This is a genomic window from Paenibacillus azoreducens, from assembly GCF_021654775.1.
GTDB classification, from domain to species: domain Bacteria; phylum Bacillota; class Bacilli; order Paenibacillales; family Paenibacillaceae; genus Paenibacillus_AQ; species Paenibacillus_AQ azoreducens.
The window spans coordinates 3,307,260-3,324,886 of record NZ_AP025343.1 but is presented as its reverse complement, the minus strand read 5'-3'; the positions used below and the strand labels follow the sequence as shown (position 1 = coordinate 3,324,886).

Below are 17,627 nucleotides of genomic sequence, written 5' to 3'. Positions count from 1 at the left end.
AACTTCGAAAAACAATGACATAAATCCCCTTATATTCTATTACTAGTATAATACAAGCTGCAAAATAAACTTATTTTTAAAAACTTGCATGGTTTTCTTTTTAGGTATCGTCAAACTACATAGAAAACAAAAAGACAGGCAGAGTTCCCCCGACCTTGGTCCAGCATTGAAACCAGTCCACGGTCCGTTTTGAAGATACGCCTTCCGTCATACACTTAATATATAGATGGCATTATCTTACACAGGGTTTGAGCTCTAATACTTAACGGACATACATCCCGTAAAGAACATAAATTGCCTCCTTATATATGAAGGAGCATCCAATATAAAAGATCGAAGGTGATCATGTGCGCAAGAAAAGAGTATTAATTTTATCAGAAGGTTTTGGAAGCGGACATACCCAGGCAGGTTATGCTTTGGCGGCAGGCATGAAAAAGATGAATCCGAATATTCATACTAAAGTCATCGAGCTCGGTTCCTTCTTGAATCCAAACGTCGCTCCTTGGATTATGTCGGCATACCGCTTAACGATAAACTCCAATCCGGGCCTTGTCGGACTGCTTTATCGAAAACAACATGATAAACCGTTAAGCAAATTGACCACGATGGCTTTGCACCGGATTTTCTACCATCAGACGGCAAAAGTCATCCAGCATTTGCGTCCGGATTTGATCGTCACCACACATCCGATCCCGACTACAATCATATCCAGATTGAAGGCTGCCGGTCTGAATATTCCGCTTTTTACCATCATTACGGATTATGACGCCCACGCTTCCTGGATGAGCTCCCGGGTTGACCGTTTCCTCGTTTCGACGGAAAACGTGCGCCAACTGCTGCTGGAACGCGGCGTCAGCCGTGAAAACGTACGGGTAACCGGTATCCCGGTGCATCCGGAATTCTGGTCTGCCGAGGATAAATCTACCGTCCGCAGAAAACTGAACATCAAAGATATGCCCACGGTTCTCATTATGGGCGGCGGCTGGGGACTCGTAGCCAACGAGCAGCTTGAACAGTTGGTCCGTTGGAAAGATAAAGTCCAACTCGTGTTCTGTCTCGGAAATAACCAAAAACTGCTCGATAAAATGAAAAGCGACCCGAAATTCCAGCATGAACATATTGTGCTGATGGGCCATACCCGCGAAATCAGCAAATGGATGGACGCTGCCAATCTTCTCATTACAAAACCCGGGGGAATGACATGCACCGAGGCGCTCGCCAAAGGGCTGCCGATGCTGTTCTGTGAATCCCTGCCCGGTCAGGAAGAGATGAACCGTGATTATTTCGTAAGACGGGGTTATGGTGAAGCGATGGAAAATGAAGGCGTGCTGCAACAATGGCTCAGCAAGATTGCTTCCAATGAACCTATCTTATTTAAGCGAAGCTTCCAGTCTTTCTTCTTCGACTCAAACGGTCAAGATTATTACAACCCGAGCCGCTGCGCTTCCGAAGTTGTCCAGCTTCTCGATTATCCGCAGCAGCAATCCAATATGATCGCTGCGCACGGTATTCCGGTTGGCATATAAAACGAACAATTTAAGAACTCCATAGAGAAACCTCGTCTTATCCAAGACGTTAGGTTTCTCTTTTTATCTTGTGGTCGATTTGAACCCTGATGATCACATTTGTTATATTGGAGAGAAGCAGAAAAATTCTGCTGAATGCTTTTTCAGGAGGTTGTTTATCTTGCCCTTAGATATGATTTCAGGTGCCTAAATATTCCAATTACAAAAGGAGCCTGAAAAACGATGTTGAAATCAACCATACATTCTTTTTTAAATGATCATGCGGAAAACTTTAACGGAACTGTCCTAGTATCGCGCCATGGACGGATCTTGTATCAAGAAGCTTTTGGCTTCGCTAATCTCGAATGGAGCGTTCCAAATACGATCACTACCAAGTTTCGTATTGGTTCGGTTACCAAATCGATTACAGCGCTTGGCATTCTGATGCTGTCCGAAGAAAAGCGGATCCGGCTGAGCGATAACGTGGATCAATATATTCCGGGATTTGCTGAGCGAACCCGCGAAATCACGCTTACCCATCTGCTCAATCACACGTCAGGAATCGGGAATATAACGATGCAGCCTGATTTTGCTTTAAAATCCCTAGCATCGCATTCGGTCGATGATCTGGTAGAGTGGATTTTCTCCCTCCCCGCCGAATCGAAGCCAGGCGAGAAATTCAGCTATTCGAATTCCGGCTATATTCTGCTCGGAAAGATCATTGAAAGCGTAAGCGGGTTATCTTTTGCGGAGTTTTTGGATAAGAAAATTTTCAGCCCCGCAGGCATGCAAAATTCGACACTTGATTCGAATGCCATTCTGTTAAATAAAGCTAGCGGTTATGAAGTCACTCCCGTAGGAGATCTGCAGAACGCCTCATATATCGATATGTCCAATGCCTATTCGGCCGGCGGCATCGTCTCTACGGCTGAGGATTTGCATTTGCTAAACTCCGCACTTGATAGCGGCAAGCTATTGTCCGGAGAAATGCTGAACCAACTTTTTGCAGTGGAACCCGATCCTTACCGCTATGGCTGGAATATTTCAAAAACATCGTCCGGACAGCCTATAGCATTCCACCACGGCGGCATTAACGGCTATACGGCCTCCTTTATGAAACTGCTGGAACAGGGCGCTGTCGTGATCGTGCTTAGCAATGTTTCAACTTTGCTGACCTCAACGCTGGCAGGCGTCATTGTGGATGCATTGGAAAAAGCGAATGCCGAAAATTAAAAAAAGCTGCCGGAATATTCCCAGGCAGCATAAGGAGAGCCTCGCCGGCTCTCCTTTCATTTGCTCGATTAATAATAGAGGGATTTGAACAGCAGGATCAACCTATGCCGGTTTGAACCTTGCTTTCTATGCCTGCTTTTAGAACCAATTCCTTGATGTGCTGTTCCACCTTTTCCACGGCTTCGTCCATGGTTTCGAACCTGATCGGATGTTTGGCAAAATCATCCCCGTAAATGCTGGATGTATACGCATACCGCGGATCGTAATAATATTCCAGCAAAAGCTCTACAGCCCTGTCATAACGCTGCATTAACATGCTTGCTTCGATTTCTTTGGCAATAGGCACATGAATACGCGACTTTATTTGCCGGAAAGCTTGCAGGCTCTTCTCCGCATGTTCCTCAGGTCGGTAATCCATCAAAATATTCGCTACCCGCAGCGCCTTTGGCGCCTCCAGCAAAATATGAGGCCCCTGCTCCTTTTTCTCAATCAGGAACTCCGGCAAAACCACTTTCCCGATCCGCTTGCTCTCCGCTTCAATCAAAATATACGGCTCAGTGCGGTAACGCAAAATTTCTTCCAGCAGCAGCGAATCAAAAGTTTTCTGATTATGGCTTTTGAGCCCGATCCCGCCGAATATGGAACCTCTGTGTCCGGCCAAACCTTCCAGGTCGATTACCGGGTATCCTTTTTCTTTTAATCTTTTTAAAATTTCCGTTTTCCCTGTGCCGGTATTGCCATGCAAAACAATAACACGCGGCGATAAATCCATATTGGCAAGCGTCTCGACTGCCCATCTCCGAAAAGCGCGATAGCCTCCGTTAAGACGGTAAACATGAATCCCCATCAAAGACAGCACAGTGGCCGTCGTCCGGCTCCGCATGCCTCCCCGCCAGCAAAATACAGCCTTATTGCCCGGAATCTCCGCAAACCTTTTTACAAAGGCGGGCAATTTGGCAGACATGATTTCAAGGCCTCGCTCTTTGGCGGTCTGCGTGCTCACCTGCTTGTATATCGTACCGATTTCGGCCCGTTCTTCATCCGTAAAAAAAGGAATGTTAATACTCCCCGGTATGGTTGCATCCGCAAATTCGGAAGGCGAGCGTACATCGATTACCGTGATATCGTTTTTACCACGAAGTTCGTTCAATTTCTCGATCGAAATGTCCTGAAACATATAAATCCCCTTATTCGATTACAATTTGTCCGGTTGTGCCTGCGGTTACCTCGCCAATCATTTTGGCTTCGACGCCGGAAGTCACCAATTCCTGCAGCAATGCATCCGCTTCATCCGCGCCAACCGAAATCAACAGGCCGCCGGAAGTCACCGCATCGCACAGAATATAACGATCGATTTGATCCATTTGTTCCGGAAAACGGACGTCGTCTTTCACATGGGCGTAATTGTTTTTGGAACCGCCCGGCACAAAGCCTTGCTCGGCCAATTCGCGCACGCGCGGAAGAACAGGAACGTCATCCTTGCGGATGCGGATTTCCACGCCGCTTCCTTTCGCCATTTCAAGCGAATGGCCCATGAGGCCAAATCCGGTTACATCGGTGCAGGCATGCACGTCATATGCCTCCATCACTTCAGCCGCTTTTTTATTCAAGGTGGACATGACCTGAGTGACACGGGTGATTTCTTCAGGCGAAAGCTGGCCCTTTTTGATGGAAGTCGTCATGATGCCGACGCCAATCGGTTTCGTGAGAATGATTTTGTCCCCGACTTTGGCGCCCGCATTGCTCCGCACTTTATCAGGATGGACAAGACCCGTGACCGCTAAACCGAACTTCGGTTCTTTGTCGTCGATGGAATGCCCGCCTACCAGCGTGGCGCCGGCTTCCTTCACTTTATCGGCCGCTCCGCGCAAGATTGCGGTAAGGATCCGCTTATCCAAGGTTGAAATCGGAAATGCAACAATATTTAATACCGTCAACGGCTTCGCGCCCATGGCGTAAATGTCGCTGATTGCATTCGCTGCGGCAATTTGGCCGAAGGAATACGGATCATCGACGATCGGAGTAAAGAAATCCAGCGTTTGCACCAGGGCCAGCTCATCATTCAGCTTGTACACCCCCGCATCATCGCTTGTATCGAGGCCGACCAGCAGATTCGGATTCGGTTCCGCAGGCGGCAGATCGCGCAGGACTTGACTCAAGTCCGCCGGACCGATCTTGCATCCGCAGCCTCCTTTGCTGGATAGGGAAGTTAATTTGATATCGAATTCGGAATCCATTTATTCGCCCAACCTTTCATGGATATAATGAATGCTCTTAAGTATAAACTACCATATTAAATCGTAAACCCCTTTGATGAAAAAGGCAAACGATTAAAGCACATCATGCCATGACCTTAAAACACATGATTCCCTTATGACAAAGCAAAGAGCAGGATATCAGTCACGCCCCAAAGGAATGGCCGAATATCCTGCCAATAGCAGCTTTTATATAATATCTCTATCAGCTTTACTTGGATACAGGGACTGAGCTGCCGAAATACTGCTCCAGGGTCATGTAGCGGCTGGTGACCTCGTCAGCAAGCTTCGTTCCCACATACCGGATATGCCATGGCTCGTATTTGTAACCGGTAATCGCATCCTTGCCTTCCGGATACCGGATGATAAATCCGTATTCTTGCGCATGTTCGGCCAGCCATTTGGCTTCCTTGGTACCTGAAAAACAGCTTTGTGCCGCGCATTTGCCAGTGATTCCCGACACGTCGATCGCCAGACCGGTTTGATGCTCGCTGTGTCCCGAACGGGCGCTGTACGTATCGGCAGCTTTTACTCCGTCCTTTTTGGCATAGTTGTTGTACAATGTCGTTTGCCGGGATTCCGAACGGTATCCGGACACTCCCGCCAGGCTTATCCCATCCTTTTTCGCGGCTGCAAACATCTTCTCGAGGGCAACCGCCGCTTCCCTGCGCATTTTGCGTTTCTCAAGCTTCTCGGAAAAAGTGAAAGGAACATTAGGATACACCAGATCGGATGGCACATAACCTGCGGGAAGCCGGTAGGTTTTATTCACCAGCACCGCGATGCTTTCCGGATTGGATACCACATGTTCCACACTGTATGTGTTGATAAAATTATTTTTGCCGCCAGTCTTACTCGATCCTTTAGCAGCGCTCTCGCTTGACTTGTCTCCCGAAGACTGATGAACAGACGTCTTGCTATTGACAGCTTGTCCGGATGAAACGGCCTTACCGTTTGTGCTCTGGGATGGTTTCTGCGTTTTTGTGTCGGATGCTGCCGCCGTCTTCCGATCTTGTTGAGCGGCTTGTTTTTCCTGATTTTGCTTTTGCTGCGACAACACTGGCGCCTTCTCTACCACTGTACTCCCTGCGTCTGAGGCATGGTTTTGCCCCCATGCAAAAAGGCCTCCCCCAACAATCAATACAGCCACGATAAAAGTGGCCGCGTATTTTTTACGCATATGCGGTTCCCCTCTCTCCGATGAAAATTGCTTCATGTGAAAATCACTTCATAACCTACGTCTTTTCGATTCATGCATAAATCTACAAATATCGACTAAAATCTACTATTCTATTAACATACCATATCATTATACGACAAAAAACCCCACAAAGTGGAGCATGCGCTTCGATGCTTATTCCAAATCCTTTGCGGGGACCCTAAAAACCTATAAATTCTATCATGACAAAAAAAGACCCGATCTAAAGTTAGATCAGGCCATTTGTCATGTTAACCCAAACTATGTAGCTAGTCTTATGCCTCAGTCTTCAGACGTTTTTGCATAAATACAAGCTCTGAAGCAAGCCTCTCAATCCTTTCCAGCACATCGGGATCGATAATTTCTCTGAACTCGTTAAAATGATCATCATGCACATATACATAACCCGGGGCCACATAGGACCGGAAAAAGCCTGCGATCGGCTTGAGCTGATTTTCGATCACGAGATAATGCTGGTAAGTCCCCCCCGTCGCTACGAATCCAATCACCTTTTGCTGCAGTGCCGATGGCGGAATGAGATCAAATAAATTTTTAAGTACGCCCGACATAGAGGCTTGATAGATCGGTGTGCCGATAAGGCAAAAATCGCTGGAGATAACGCTGTCGATCACTTTCTTGGTATCTCCGGTGTAAGCGGATGGATCGCGTCCGTCACAAAACTGGACATCATATTCCTTCATATCCAGCAGTTCGGTTTCGATTTCCGGATCAAGCTTCTTTACTTCTTCCAATACTTTATTGACGACAATGGCGGTTTTGGTTCCAATGATCGCCCCTGATATACCAACCAGCTTCATGAAGGCAGTCTCCTTTTTTTTCGTTAGTTTCGCTTTATTTTGCCGGCAAACGGGAGTTCCTTCAGCGGTAATGTTCCATATAGAAGTCAGGATGTTATAATCGCACTCGTTTCCCTTTTTCCGTCAAATTGCAGCTTGAATGTACTATCCGTACTGTCAGCTCTATTAATAGTCGGCTTCCTGTTCATCCGTATTCACAAAGAAATAGGCGGTCATGGCCAGACGCTCCATCATTTGCTCGCGCAGCATTTTGTCATCGATGACCTCATCCATCGCCTGCTGCATACAGCTCAGCCATGCCGTCGCCCGGTCAGGGGTGATCGGAAACCGTATATGTCTGGCTCTCATGCGGGGATGCCCTTCCTTCATCGTGTAAAGCTGAGGGCCGCCAAAATATTGGGTCAAAAACATCTCCTGCTTATCCATCACCGGATGAATATCCTCGGGAAACAAAGGTGCCAGCAGCGGATGCTCAACAACTCTCGGATAAAATGCTTCGACAAGTTTGCGCATGGTGGGAGCCCCTCCCGCTTGCTCGTAATATGACGTTGCCCGTTCTGCGCGGCGCTCCCCCTGGTTCGTTCCGGCATTCGGATTATGTTCTGGTTTCAATGAAAAAACAAGCCTCCTTCCATCTCAAAAAGCGTCTGTTCATATTTAAGATTATAGAAATTATATGTTTTAAGCGGAGCCTAAGTATTCTATAATCGCAAAATAACCCCACAAAGTGGAACCTATGCTTCGATGCTTATTCCAAATACTTTGCGGGGACCCCAATAAGCTTATTAACTGTACATGCCAAAATTCACTGTAATGAAATGTAAAAAGAGACATCCTTGATTCTCTCTGTGTAAAATAGAAGTGCGACCAACCACTCTACGCAGAGGAGAACAAGAAATGTCTCATACGTATACGTTAACACAGCATCGCAATTGGTACAATATCTTTCGGCAATGGAAACTCCCGTTGTATTTTTCCAAATCTGTAATGAGTCACATCACTCACTTTGTAGATGGCATGTTGTCATCTGGATTTACAGGTACCTTAACAGACATACATCGTGAAAGCTTGCACCATCGGGATCGCAGAAGCTTAAGCCATTTTTTATCCCATGGGAAGTGGGATGAACAGTTCCTGAAGGACATCGTACGTAATATCGCCTATCAGCAAGTCAAATTCAGCGCCAAACACAATAACAGTCCGATCTTTGTCCTCGTAGATGATACGGTGTGTGAAAAAACCAAACCTTCGTCACAGGCGGTTGACTCGATCCAGGGATCAGCCTTTCACCACTCTCATCTCAAGGGCAAGAAGGTCTATGGTCATGCTGTAGTGGAAGCCATGCTTCGGGCGGGTGATGTCGTATATCCTTTTGCAACAGAACGTTATGAATCCAAAAGCAAGAGCAAGATTGATCTGGTTTGTGACATGATTCGGCAAGTGCCCAGGTCTCATCACCCTACGTACGTATTAATGGACTCGTGGTATCCTTCAGCCTCTGTTCTTCAGGTGAGTAGCGAGCAAGGATTCCATGTCATTAGTGGTCTGAAGACCAATCGCATCATTTACCCCCAAGGGATTCGCCAATCCATTAAAGAATTTGCTTCGTTTATTTCGAAGTCTGATACCGATCTCGTGACCATCGGAGTAGACTCTTATCGCGTTTATCGATACGAAGGAAAGCTCAATTTGCTGGATAATGGAGTCGTTCTTTTCTGCTGGAAAGAAGGAGAAGAACTGAACCCAAAGCAAGTAAAAGCTTTTCTAAGTACAGATGTTTCTCTAACCAACAAGCAAATTCTGAGCTATTACAGCAAGCGATGGTCGATTGAAACGTATTTTCGAGCGGCGAAGGTCCACCTCGGCTTGGATCGATATCAGGTTCGATCTACGAAAGCGATCGATCGCTACTGGGCGCTGCTATCTTTTGTTTCGATGTGCTGCATTTACAGCGGTCAGGGCAATCTTTTGGATGGATTGCACCAATATCGACGAGAAAAAAAGCAACATTGGATTGAGTATGTCTATAAACAAGCTCTATCCGGAGTAGCTCTCGCTCAAATTCAAACACAGCTTAGAGCTGCATAGGGATACTGTCAGCTTTTTTGAATTTACAATTTCTTGAAGTGTTTATTGGCATGTACAGTTATTAAGAAAAATTACCACTAAACGCGGTCCCCGCTTCTAAGAAGTGCGTCGATAGGCATTTTTCTTATGGGTGTATCAAATCATATGGTTCTCGCCACTTGCCGATTAAATCGAATTAGTAAACATAAATGTATATTAATTATCATAATCGGGAAACGCTTTGTCAAGAGTCAGGCACGAATATTGTTTTACTTTTTATACATATATGTTGACTATATGCGCACTGTGTTCTACAATTACCGTGGTATAAGTTGTACAGATGAAAGCTATTTTAAGAAAGGCTCGTACCTGAGAATAGAGGGTGGGAAACATTGACGAAAGATGAACTGGTCGCGGCTATCGCCCATATCAAAGATGATGAACATCGGTTGCCGCTAACGGAACTCGGGCTCATCCGTGACATCACGACGCATAAGGATTATGCCGCGATGACGTTGCTCCTAGCCCCTGACGCCGCTTCCCGCGAGGAAGAATATAAAGAGCAAATTACGCAGGCGGTGAAAAAGACAGGAATTACCGATGTGCATATCCGCTTCAAAGCTATTTCAAACGAAGAAAAAAATGATATTATAGCTATTAAGCTGAATAAATCGGTTCGCCGCGCACCGACGCTGATGAGCTCGCCTTTGGTTGCCGGGGATTCAGGCGTCACCTTTATCGCGGTCGCAAGCGGCAAAGGCGGGGTCGGAAAATCGACCGTAACCGTCAACCTCGCTGCCGCTTTAGCCAAGCAAGGGAAACGTGTGGGCATTATTGATGCGGATATTTACGGTTACAGCATTCCGAATATGCTAGGAATCAAGGAATTGCCGCAAAAGCAGGGCAACCGGATCGTTCCTGTGGAAAGCCAAGGCATTAAGGTCATTTCGACCGGGTTTTTCGTTCAGGGCAACAAACCTGTCGTCTGGCGCGGACCGATGCTTGGCAAAATGCTTGGCACCTTCCTGAATGAAGTGGAATGGGGACCGCTTGATTATATGATTCTCGATTTGCCGCCGGGAACGGGCGACGTGGCATTGGATGTACATAACCGGATTCCGAATTGCGCGGAAATTCTGGTTACGACGCCTCATGGGACCGCACATCATGTGGCGGCGCGGGCCGGCGAAATGGCCATTCAAACGAACCATCCGATTCTTGGCGTGATCGAAAACATGTCCTATTTTACGGACCCTGCAGGTGAGCGCCATTACTTGTTCGGACGCGGTGGCGGCCAAAAGCTGGCCGAACAGCTGAATACCAAGCTGCTGGCGGAAGTCCCGATTCAATCCATGGATGTTTCGGGCGACGATTCTTCCATCCCTGCCCTGTTCTCTGAAAACAGTGTCCAGTGGCATATTTTCACGGAACTGGCAAAAAACATCATTCAAACACAAAAAGATTAACTAAAATGAAAGGGTGAAAAAAATGGCATACGTTATTACTTCGGCTTGCATCGATGAAAAAGCAGCCGATTGCGTAGATGTTTGTCCTGTAGATTGCATCGAGGAAGGTCCGGATCAATATTTTATCGATACCGACATTTGCATTGAATGCGGGGCATGCGAGGTAGCTTGTCCTGTCGGCGCGGTATATTATGATGCGGATTTGCCTGAAGAGGAAAAAGGCTTTATCGAAAAAGCCGAAAACTTCTATAAAAACAAGTAAATTTCGTTTCATCATACCTTTGAGGGTTACAGCCTGCTGATACCCATATCGGCAGGCTGTTTATTACAAATAGAGTTTACAAGGAAACAGCAGAACAGGCGGTGATAAATATGAGTCAACAACTGGATATTTCAACCCGGGACAAAATCCTGCAGCTGCTGAAAACCAAAGGCGAGCTCAGTGCCAAGGAAATTACCGAGTTCATCGGGATCACAAGCATGGCCGTTCGCAGGCATATCAATACGCTGGAAAAGGAAGGTCTGATCGAATTCAAAACGATACGCCAGCCGATGGGCCGCCCTACTGCGATTTACTTTTTGACGGAGCAAGCCGATTCCTTTTTTCCGAATAAATATTACGCTTTAACCCTGGATTTGCTTGGTGAGCTTGAAAACGACGCCGGCTCCGACATGGTGGACCGATTGTTCGACCGCCGCGGCGAATCGCTCCGCAAAAGCCATGCAGCGAAGATGCACGGCAAAAGCTTTGCGGAAAAAGTCGAAGTTCTCGCCGAAATCCAGAATGAAAACGGATATATGGTTGAACTTGAGAAGAAAAATGAAGATGAATATACCCTGATGGAATATAACTGCCCTATATCTCAAATCGCTAAAAAATACAATCATGCCTGCGCCTGCGAGATGAAGCTGTTCGAATCCCTCCTCGGCGCCGAGGTTGGCCGTACGGAGTGTCTGGCAAAAGGCGATAAGAAATGTGCTTATACGATCAAAAACAAAAAGGAACTTCCGCAGTAATCCGGAATTTATTCCGGAAGCAGACTCCCGTGATGGAGAAGCTGCCACATTAAAGCGGAGTTCCTTTTTTCATGGCGCTAACGAAACTGAGACACGTTATTGCCGCTAATACGGGGACAATTCAAATCTAACGAAACTCCATATCGCTATTTAGACAAATCAATGCAGGATCCCCCGCTTTTCTGCGCAATAGCGTGTCCTAGTTTCATTAGATTTTTCAAAAGCCTTTTTATGCTTAAATAACGCTTGCTGGTTTCGTTAGATAAGATCCGGATTCCGTGAAAGCATAGGTTTGCGGTTTGTGGTTTCCGGTTTGCGTTTTCCGGTTTGATTTTTTTATCCTTTACTAGCTTCGTCCGGTTGATCCGATTCTACCAAATACTGCAGCGCAGCCATTTTATTCTCCCAGAACCGTTCAAAATAAGCATACCATTGCTTCAATTCGTGCAGCGGCTCCGGATTCAGCCTGTACCTGTTTTCCCTTCCAACCCTGCGGTCCTTAACGAGCCCCGCCTCCGACAAAATCCGGAGATGTTTGGACACCGCGGTCCGGCTCATCGGGAAATGCCCGCTAATGGCCGTCACCGGCATCTCTTCATCCGCAAGAAGTTTTAGCATCTGCCTGCGGGTCGGATCCGCTATCGCTTGAAAAACATCATGCTTTGCTTGCGGCTCTCCCATGCTTATCCCTCAACAAACGTTCCCAATTTGCGATGCAGTCCTTCCCAACCTTTATCCATGTTTCCGCGTATGATCGTATGCGGTTGTCCGAATTCCGTAACCGTGTCTTCGCTCCATCCGGAATGAATGATCGTTACTTCCGTTTTCCCATCCATATCCTTTAATTCGAATGTCAGCTGCCAATCCTTCCCCCAATCAAACGAAAGGCGGTGCGGCGGGTCAATTTCCGTTACTTTGCATGGAGACATTCCATACGGACCTGCATTGAGGTGAAATTCATGACCGACGACAGGCTCAAAATCATTGGGCATGAACCATGCGGCCAATCCATCGGATGTGGCAACAGCCTTCCATACCTTATCAATCGGCGCGTTAAAAACGCCCGTATGCCGGATGTCCGGCAGCAATCCGTTTGCCATTAAATATCAGTTCCTCTCTTTTTAACATGAAACCTTTTGGTTTCTCTTTTTTATTATATACAACCTTTTGGTTTCATATCAAGCGTTTGATCAGTCCAATTTTATCCATAATGCAAAAAGGCAGCGATGCCCACGGAATCATTCCGTACGGCACCACTGCTATGTTGTTGGATTTCCGTATAAATATTAACCTCTAAATTGTTTCAAAAATTGCACTGCTTTGGAGATGTCCGCTTCCGGATCATCGCCGACTTCGCGTTCGATCGTCAGGTAACCTGTGTAGCCAATGTCCTTCAGAGCGTTCAGGTACTCCGTCCATTTCACGCCGCCTTCGCCGAGCGGAACTTCACGGAAATATTGCCCTTCGCCAGGTACGATCGTGTTGTTTTCATTCACTGGAGCATCATAACCGAGAGATTCGTAAACATAATGTGCAGGCACTTCACGCAAACGGATTCCGTCCTTCGCATGAGTGTGCACGATGTAATCCTTCAGGTTATATACACCTTGCACTGGATCGTCGCCGGTAACCATGACCATATTGGCCGGGTCAAAGTTAACCGATACGCCTTTGGAACCAAGCCCATCCAAGAAATCCTTCAATCTTGCCGAAGGTTCCGGACCCGTTTCGATGGCGAAGAATGCATTCATGCTTGTTGCATACGCAGCAAGTTCCGCACAAGCATCATGCATGTTTTGATAGATTTCGCTATTCTTGTCTTCAGGCACGATTCCGATATGCGTAGTTACAACGGACGTGCCCAGATCGACAGCCAAGTCGAGAATCCGTTTGGATTTTTCGATTTTTTCGGCATTGACGCTTTTATCCTGAAATCCGTATCCGCCCAAATCGCCGACAAGCGCGGAAATTTCCAATCCAAGCGAAGCAATATAGTCTTTCAGCTCTTTACGCTGCGCCGCAGACAGGTTTGCCGGGTCCATTTCGCCGCTAACCGCATAAATCTGTACTCCGTCCGCCCCGACCTTTTTGGCGCGCTGCAGCCCTTCTCTGACGCCTACACGGAAGCTGTCCACAATGACACCAATTTTATTGTTCATGAATGTTATTCCTCTCTTTCCATCTATGGATTAGGCTTCATCCCAGAAGCGTTTTACATTTTCAAGTCCGATCCGGGTTCCCTGGTATGCATCTTCCATGCCCTCGAATTCGATTGACAGATAGCCGTCATAACCGGATTCCTTGATCAAACGGATCGATTCGCGCAAGTTGATATCGCCATGTCCGGCGATGGCCCCTCTCAGGTAGTTGCCGCCGGCCGTAGTAAACCAGCCCTCTCCCGGATTTTGCGAGGCGGGTCTCAAATAAAAATCTTTAATATGCACGATGGATGCATAAGGGAGATTTTTGCGTACGGCAATGACCGGATCCTCATCAACGCACATGAAGTTGCCGACATCCAGCGTTGTTTTGAAGTTGGAACGATCCACGGCTTCCACCAATGTTTGGACGCGATCGCTTGCTTGAATGTAATATCCGTGGTTTTCCACGCTGGTCGTAATGCCGTACTGTGCCGCGTAATCCGCGATTTGGCGGCATGCTTCCGCCAGACGTCCGACTTCACTGTTAAATTGTTTGATGGAAATGTCGCTGCGACTGGCAACATCATGGCGCATCAGCTTCACGCCGAGACGCGCTGCGATATCCACTTCTTTTTTGACTCGTTCAATCTCTTTCACAACCTCATCTTCGCTGTCTAAGGCAAAATTCGCACCGATGGCATAGTTCGAAATGTCGATGCCAACCTCTTTGGCTTTGGCTACGATTTGGTCCACCAGCTCCGGATTGTCGGTCAGCGTATAGCCTACCGGCACGATCTCCACATGCTCGCCGCCCATCTCCGCAATTTTTCCGATTGCTTCCAGGACCGTGATTTTACCTTCATGAATGGGACGATACAGGCTGTACGTGCTTACTCCGATTTTCATAGCTGGATTTCCACTCCTTTTTCAGCGGATTCATAAATGGCCGTCAAAATTTTCATCAATTCCACGCCGTCCTCAACAGGGCTGATCGGCTCTCTGTTGTTTTGAATATTAAGAATAAACTGATCGATTTCATTTTGGAAGGCTGCCACGAAATTAAAGCCTTTATTATCGACTTGCGGTTCGATGTTTACCATAACGTCATGTTTCTCCGAAGCGATGACCAGCCCAGGATCAATTTCGAATCCACCTTTGGTGCCATAAATCTTAAGTGCTGTCTCTTCCTTTTGGGTATGCAGAGAGTAGCTGACATCCACCATCAGCGAAGCGCCGTTCTCGAAACGAATCAATGCATTTGCCAGGTCCTCGACCGTATTTTTATTGGCATCATAGTCGGCCGCCTTGTAGAAGGACAAAAATTTGACGTTGGAACGATTGCCAAGTTTTTGGTATACGTTTCCTGTAACCGATTTCACTTTTGGCTTGCCGAGCATATACCAGCACAAGTCGATGACGTGTACGCCAATATCGATCAGCGGTCCGCCGCCGGAACGTTCCTTGTCCGCAAACCAGCCGCCCGGATTCCCCAAACGGCGCAAAATGGAGGCTTTGGCATAATAGAGTTCCCCGAATTCATCTTTTTCCTTAAAGCTTTGGAGCAGCGAGATGTTCGGATCATAGCGGCGTACGAAGCCGACTTGCAGAATCTTATTGTTTTCGCGTACGGTTTTCTGTACGTCCAGAGCCTCTTCGACGGTACGGCAGAGCGGTTTTTCCACCAGCACATGTTTTCCTGCCTTAATGGCCGCGATGCTGATTTCAGCGTGCGAATTATTCCAAGTACAGATGCTTACGGCATCAACCTCAGGATTCGCCAGCAGCTCGTTGTAATCCGTATATGTGTGCTGGGCGCCGTATTTCTTGGCCGCTGCCTGTGCTCTGTCCTCTTTCAAGTCGCAAATGGCCACAATTTCGGCATCAGGATTGTTGTGATAAGAATTCATGTGTGACTCTGAAATGGAACCTGCACCGATAATACCCACTCTAATTTTGCTCATTCGCATTCATCTCTCCTTATGAATCATGCTTTAATGTTTCTTATACATTGAATTATAATGTTAATAGATAAGTATGCCATGTAATGCCTTGCTCATTATTTAGACTTTTGTGCGATTTAGAGGTGACCATTATGGAAAGACCCCTTTCTCTTCAGGAACCAATGGATATGCCAGACCGTTTCTTCCCCATCAAGGTTCATCATTGCATTGCAAACGAATACGGTAGAACGCTGTTTACCCATCATTGGCATAATCACATAGAATTCTTGTATTTTACGAAGGGTTCTGCCCTTATAGAAATCAATTCCGTTCCCTTTGAGGTAGGCGAAGGCGATCTGGTTGTCGTCAACGCCAAAGATCTTCATTATGGGGTAAGCCAATGCGATGATTTGGTCTATTATGCGATGATCGTCGATATCAAGCTGCTGCACAGCCACTCGGTTGATGCCATCGAAACGAAATTCATTACACCGATTTCACAGAACCAAATTATTTTCGAAAGCAAAATAACCGGGGATGAGCAGATTATCACCTGCATCTCTTCTTTGATTGGGGAGCTGAACCGTCGAGAGCTGGGATACGAGCTGTCCATCAAATCCTATTTGTACCGGATCCTGACCATTCTCTTGCGCAGTTACGGCACCAGCAAAATGACAACCGAAGACGATCTGCTGCGCCTGAAAAATCTTGAACGGTTCACGCCGGTTTTTCAATATATTGAGGAACACTATCACGAAGACTTAACCGTAGAACTGCTCTCCGGTCTGGCCGGACTCAGCCGTTTTCATTTCAGCAGATTGTTCAAGGAATTGACAGGCCGAACCGTAACCGACTATATTAATACGCTGCGGATCAATAAATCAGAATACTTGCTGCGCAACTCGCGTTTGAACATTTCCGAAATCGCATTATCTACAGGCTTTAAAGATATCTATTATTTCAGCCGTTCTTTTAAAAAATACAAACATGTCTCGCCGTCCGAAATGCGTAAAAGCTTCCATGAATGATAGCGGGTTGTTAACGGTTTCTACGTCCATTGCGTGATTGTCGAACAAAAAATTTGGCAATTTGCATAGTCAACCCGTCTATTTCTGGGTATAATAGTTCTGGATGTTAGCTATGTATGTACATAAAGTATGATTATTTGAGGAGGAAAAGATCTTTGGATCCATATTCATCGGGACAATTCAACCAATTTCAACAAATGCCGCCCATGCAGCCGCCTAAAACCAACGGTAAAGCCATCACAGCGCTTGTACTCGGCATTCTCAGCCTTATGATTCCTTATGTCGGCTTCATTTTGGGCATTATTGCGATTGTGCTTGCCAGCCTGGCATTCAAGGAGATCAGACAAAGAAATGAAGGCGGTAAGGGCTTGGCGGTCGGTGGATTGGTATGCGGCATCATCGGCACGGCTTTATATGGTATTATCATTCTGATTGTGGTCCTGGCCCTGATCGCGGTTGGCGCTTCGGACAGCTATTATGATGTCCTTTCTACAATACCGAATTGGAATATAGCTTAAGTTTATGAAACTTGAATAACACAACAAGACAGAGGATTGAGGCGGCAAGCTTCAATCCTTTCATGTTCTGAATGCAGATTTTTGGATACATAAAGCTTCATTATATTTTATATCGAGGAGGAACTCATTTTTGGATCCAAACGGACAATATAATCAGTTTCAGCAAGTCCCCTCTATGCAGCCTCCCAAAACCAACGGGAAAGCCATCGCTGCGCTTGTGCTTGGTATCCTCAGCATTGTCTCTCCATGGTTTGGCGTTATTCTCGGCATCATTGCGATCGTTTTCGCAAGCCTTGCTTTAAGAGATATTAAAAGCAAACATGAAGGCGGGCGCGGCCTTGCAATTGGCGGATTGGTGTGCGGTATTGTATCCATCGTGTTGTATGGCATTATGATTTTAATCGTGGCGGTTAATTTCGTTGTCCCTCAATAATCGAAAAA

19 protein-coding genes are annotated in these 17,627 nt (G+C 46.6%); 9 read left to right on the top strand and 10 right to left on the bottom strand.

All coding sequences use genetic code 11. The features are described 5' to 3' along the window. Nucleotides 1-347: 347 nt before the first annotated feature. Together L6442_RS14555 and L6442_RS14550 are read left to right on the top strand one after the other, a co-directional pair. Nucleotides 348-1,526 carry an MGDG synthase family glycosyltransferase gene (locus tag L6442_RS14555; RefSeq protein WP_212978055.1) on the top strand — a complete coding sequence of 393 codons (1,179 nt, stop codon included), beginning with the start codon at nucleotides 348-350 and terminating at the stop codon, nucleotides 1,524-1,526. Nucleotides 1,527-1,748: 222 nt separating this feature from the next. Next, nucleotides 1,749-2,738 (top strand): serine hydrolase domain-containing protein, encoded by a 990-nt coding sequence (locus L6442_RS14550; RefSeq protein ID WP_212978056.1) that lies wholly within the window; start codon nucleotides 1,749-1,751, stop codon nucleotides 2,736-2,738. Between the two features lie 97 nt (nucleotides 2,739-2,835). Here L6442_RS14550 and mnmH read toward each other — a convergent pair whose 3' ends face one another. The 5 genes from mnmH to L6442_RS14525 form a co-directional block, all read right to left on the bottom strand. Further along, the gene (mnmH, locus tag L6442_RS14545; RefSeq protein ID WP_212978057.1) at nucleotides 2,836-3,915 is read right to left on the bottom strand and encodes a tRNA 2-selenouridine(34) synthase MnmH; all 1,080 of its coding nucleotides are present in this window, start codon (nucleotides 3,913-3,915) and stop codon (nucleotides 2,836-2,838) included. Nucleotides 3,916-3,925: 10 nt separating this feature from the next. Continuing rightward, the gene (gene selD, locus L6442_RS14540; protein ID WP_194230823.1) at nucleotides 3,926-4,975 is read right to left on the bottom strand and encodes a selenide, water dikinase SelD; all 1,050 of its coding nucleotides are present in this window, start codon (nucleotides 4,973-4,975) and stop codon (nucleotides 3,926-3,928) included. Between the two features lie 229 nt (nucleotides 4,976-5,204). Next, nucleotides 5,205-6,173: a M15 family metallopeptidase gene (locus L6442_RS14535; protein ID WP_212978058.1), complete on the bottom strand. Its 969-nt coding sequence runs from the start codon at nucleotides 6,171-6,173 to the stop codon at nucleotides 5,205-5,207. Between the two features lie 293 nt (nucleotides 6,174-6,466). Further along, on the bottom strand, nucleotides 6,467-7,009 hold the full coding sequence (locus tag L6442_RS14530; protein ID WP_212978059.1) for an NADPH-dependent FMN reductase: 543 nt from the start codon (nucleotides 7,007-7,009) through the stop codon (nucleotides 6,467-6,469). A 165-nt stretch (nucleotides 7,010-7,174) separates the two neighbouring features. Continuing rightward, nucleotides 7,175-7,522, bottom strand: a complete 348-nt coding sequence (locus tag L6442_RS14525; protein WP_212978079.1) for a globin domain-containing protein — start codon at nucleotides 7,520-7,522, stop codon at nucleotides 7,175-7,177. A gap of 384 nt (nucleotides 7,523-7,906) precedes the next feature. Between L6442_RS14525 and L6442_RS14520 the strand changes: the two genes are divergently transcribed. The 4 genes from L6442_RS14520 to L6442_RS14505 all read left to right on the top strand — a co-directional run bounded on the left by L6442_RS14520 (nucleotide 7,907) and on the right by L6442_RS14505 (nucleotide 11,559). Beyond that, nucleotides 7,907-9,097, top strand: a complete 1,191-nt coding sequence (locus L6442_RS14520; RefSeq protein WP_237100135.1) for an IS701 family transposase — start codon at nucleotides 7,907-7,909, stop codon at nucleotides 9,095-9,097. A 371-nt stretch (nucleotides 9,098-9,468) separates the two neighbouring features. Beyond that, on the top strand, nucleotides 9,469-10,542 hold the full coding sequence (locus tag L6442_RS14515; RefSeq protein ID WP_272880335.1) for an Mrp/NBP35 family ATP-binding protein: 1,074 nt from the start codon (nucleotides 9,469-9,471) through the stop codon (nucleotides 10,540-10,542). A 22-nt stretch (nucleotides 10,543-10,564) separates the two neighbouring features. After that, entirely contained in the window at nucleotides 10,565-10,804 is a 240-nt protein-coding gene (locus L6442_RS14510; protein WP_212981250.1) for a DUF362 domain-containing protein, read from the top strand. 110 nt (nucleotides 10,805-10,914) lie between these two features. Continuing rightward, nucleotides 10,915-11,559 carry a helix-turn-helix transcriptional regulator gene (locus L6442_RS14505; protein WP_212981251.1) on the top strand — a complete coding sequence of 215 codons (645 nt, stop codon included), beginning with the start codon at nucleotides 10,915-10,917 and terminating at the stop codon, nucleotides 11,557-11,559. A gap of 336 nt (nucleotides 11,560-11,895) precedes the next feature. Here L6442_RS14505 and L6442_RS14500 read toward each other — a convergent pair whose 3' ends face one another. The 5 genes from L6442_RS14500 to L6442_RS14480 all read right to left on the bottom strand — a co-directional run bounded on the left by L6442_RS14500 (nucleotide 11,896) and on the right by L6442_RS14480 (nucleotide 15,661). Continuing rightward, nucleotides 11,896-12,240, bottom strand: coding sequence for an ArsR/SmtB family transcription factor (locus tag L6442_RS14500; RefSeq protein ID WP_194230829.1), 345 nt, complete (start codon nucleotides 12,238-12,240; stop codon nucleotides 11,896-11,898). A 2-nt stretch (nucleotides 12,241-12,242) separates the two neighbouring features. Next, the gene (locus L6442_RS14495; protein WP_194230830.1) at nucleotides 12,243-12,659 is read right to left on the bottom strand and encodes an SRPBCC family protein; all 417 of its coding nucleotides are present in this window, start codon (nucleotides 12,657-12,659) and stop codon (nucleotides 12,243-12,245) included. 186 nt (nucleotides 12,660-12,845) lie between these two features. Then, on the bottom strand, nucleotides 12,846-13,718 hold the full coding sequence (locus L6442_RS14490; protein ID WP_194230831.1) for a sugar phosphate isomerase/epimerase family protein: 873 nt from the start codon (nucleotides 13,716-13,718) through the stop codon (nucleotides 12,846-12,848). Nucleotides 13,719-13,748: 30 nt separating this feature from the next. Beyond that, the gene (locus tag L6442_RS14485; protein ID WP_212981252.1) at nucleotides 13,749-14,606 is read right to left on the bottom strand and encodes a sugar phosphate isomerase/epimerase family protein; all 858 of its coding nucleotides are present in this window, start codon (nucleotides 14,604-14,606) and stop codon (nucleotides 13,749-13,751) included. Further along, nucleotides 14,603-15,661: a Gfo/Idh/MocA family protein gene (locus L6442_RS14480; protein ID WP_212981253.1), complete on the bottom strand. Its 1,059-nt coding sequence runs from the start codon at nucleotides 15,659-15,661 to the stop codon at nucleotides 14,603-14,605. Before L6442_RS14480 ends, L6442_RS14485 begins: the two co-directional genes overlap by 4 nt. Before the next feature lie 131 nt (nucleotides 15,662-15,792). Here L6442_RS14480 and L6442_RS14475 point away from each other — a divergent pair, with 131 nt between their 5' ends. From L6442_RS14475 to L6442_RS14465, 3 genes are all read left to right on the top strand, one after another. Further along, the gene (locus tag L6442_RS14475) at nucleotides 15,793-16,668 is read left to right on the top strand and encodes an AraC family transcriptional regulator (RefSeq protein ID WP_212981254.1); all 876 of its coding nucleotides are present in this window, start codon (nucleotides 15,793-15,795) and stop codon (nucleotides 16,666-16,668) included. Between the two features lie 155 nt (nucleotides 16,669-16,823). Further along, nucleotides 16,824-17,186 (top strand): DUF4190 domain-containing protein, encoded by a 363-nt coding sequence (locus L6442_RS14470; RefSeq protein ID WP_237100318.1) that lies wholly within the window; start codon nucleotides 16,824-16,826, stop codon nucleotides 17,184-17,186. A 130-nt stretch (nucleotides 17,187-17,316) separates the two neighbouring features. After that, nucleotides 17,317-17,619 (top strand): DUF4190 domain-containing protein, encoded by a 303-nt coding sequence (locus L6442_RS14465; protein WP_237100317.1) that lies wholly within the window; start codon nucleotides 17,317-17,319, stop codon nucleotides 17,617-17,619. The last annotated feature ends 8 nt before the right edge of the window (nucleotides 17,620-17,627 follow it).

Coding starts and splice junctions, on each gene's coding strand:
- mnmH (WP_212978057.1), bottom strand. CDS start 3,915: ATGTTTCAGGACATTTCGATCGAGAAATTGAACGAACTTCGTGGTAAA.
- L6442_RS14535 (WP_212978058.1), bottom strand. CDS start 6,173: ATGCGTAAAAAATACGCGGCCACTTTTATCGTGGCTGTATTGATTGTT.
- L6442_RS14510 (WP_212981250.1), top strand. CDS start 10,565: ATGGCATACGTTATTACTTCGGCTTGCATCGATGAAAAAGCAGCCGAT.
- L6442_RS14490 (WP_194230831.1), bottom strand. CDS start 13,718: ATGAACAATAAAATTGGTGTCATTGTGGACAGCTTCCGTGTAGGCGTC.
- L6442_RS14475 (WP_212981254.1), top strand. CDS start 15,793: ATGGAAAGACCCCTTTCTCTTCAGGAACCAATGGATATGCCAGACCGT.
- L6442_RS14480 (WP_212981253.1), bottom strand. CDS start 15,661: ATGAGCAAAATTAGAGTGGGTATTATCGGTGCAGGTTCCATTTCAGAG.
- L6442_RS14520 (WP_237100135.1), top strand. CDS start 7,907: ATGTCTCATACGTATACGTTAACACAGCATCGCAATTGGTACAATATC.
- L6442_RS14505 (WP_212981251.1), top strand. CDS start 10,915: ATGAGTCAACAACTGGATATTTCAACCCGGGACAAAATCCTGCAGCTG.
- L6442_RS14550 (WP_212978056.1), top strand. CDS start 1,749: ATGTTGAAATCAACCATACATTCTTTTTTAAATGATCATGCGGAAAAC.
- L6442_RS14485 (WP_212981252.1), bottom strand. CDS start 14,606: ATGAAAATCGGAGTAAGCACGTACAGCCTGTATCGTCCCATTCATGAA.
- L6442_RS14495 (WP_194230830.1), bottom strand. CDS start 12,659: ATGGCAAACGGATTGCTGCCGGACATCCGGCATACGGGCGTTTTTAAC.
- selD (WP_194230823.1), bottom strand. CDS start 4,975: ATGGATTCCGAATTCGATATCAAATTAACTTCCCTATCCAGCAAAGGA.
- L6442_RS14530 (WP_212978059.1), bottom strand. CDS start 7,009: ATGAAGCTGGTTGGTATATCAGGGGCGATCATTGGAACCAAAACCGCC.
- L6442_RS14525 (WP_212978079.1), bottom strand. CDS start 7,522: ATGCGCAAACTTGTCGAAGCATTTTATCCGAGAGTTGTTGAGCATCCG.
- L6442_RS14500 (WP_194230829.1), bottom strand. CDS start 12,240: ATGGGAGAGCCGCAAGCAAAGCATGATGTTTTTCAAGCGATAGCGGAT.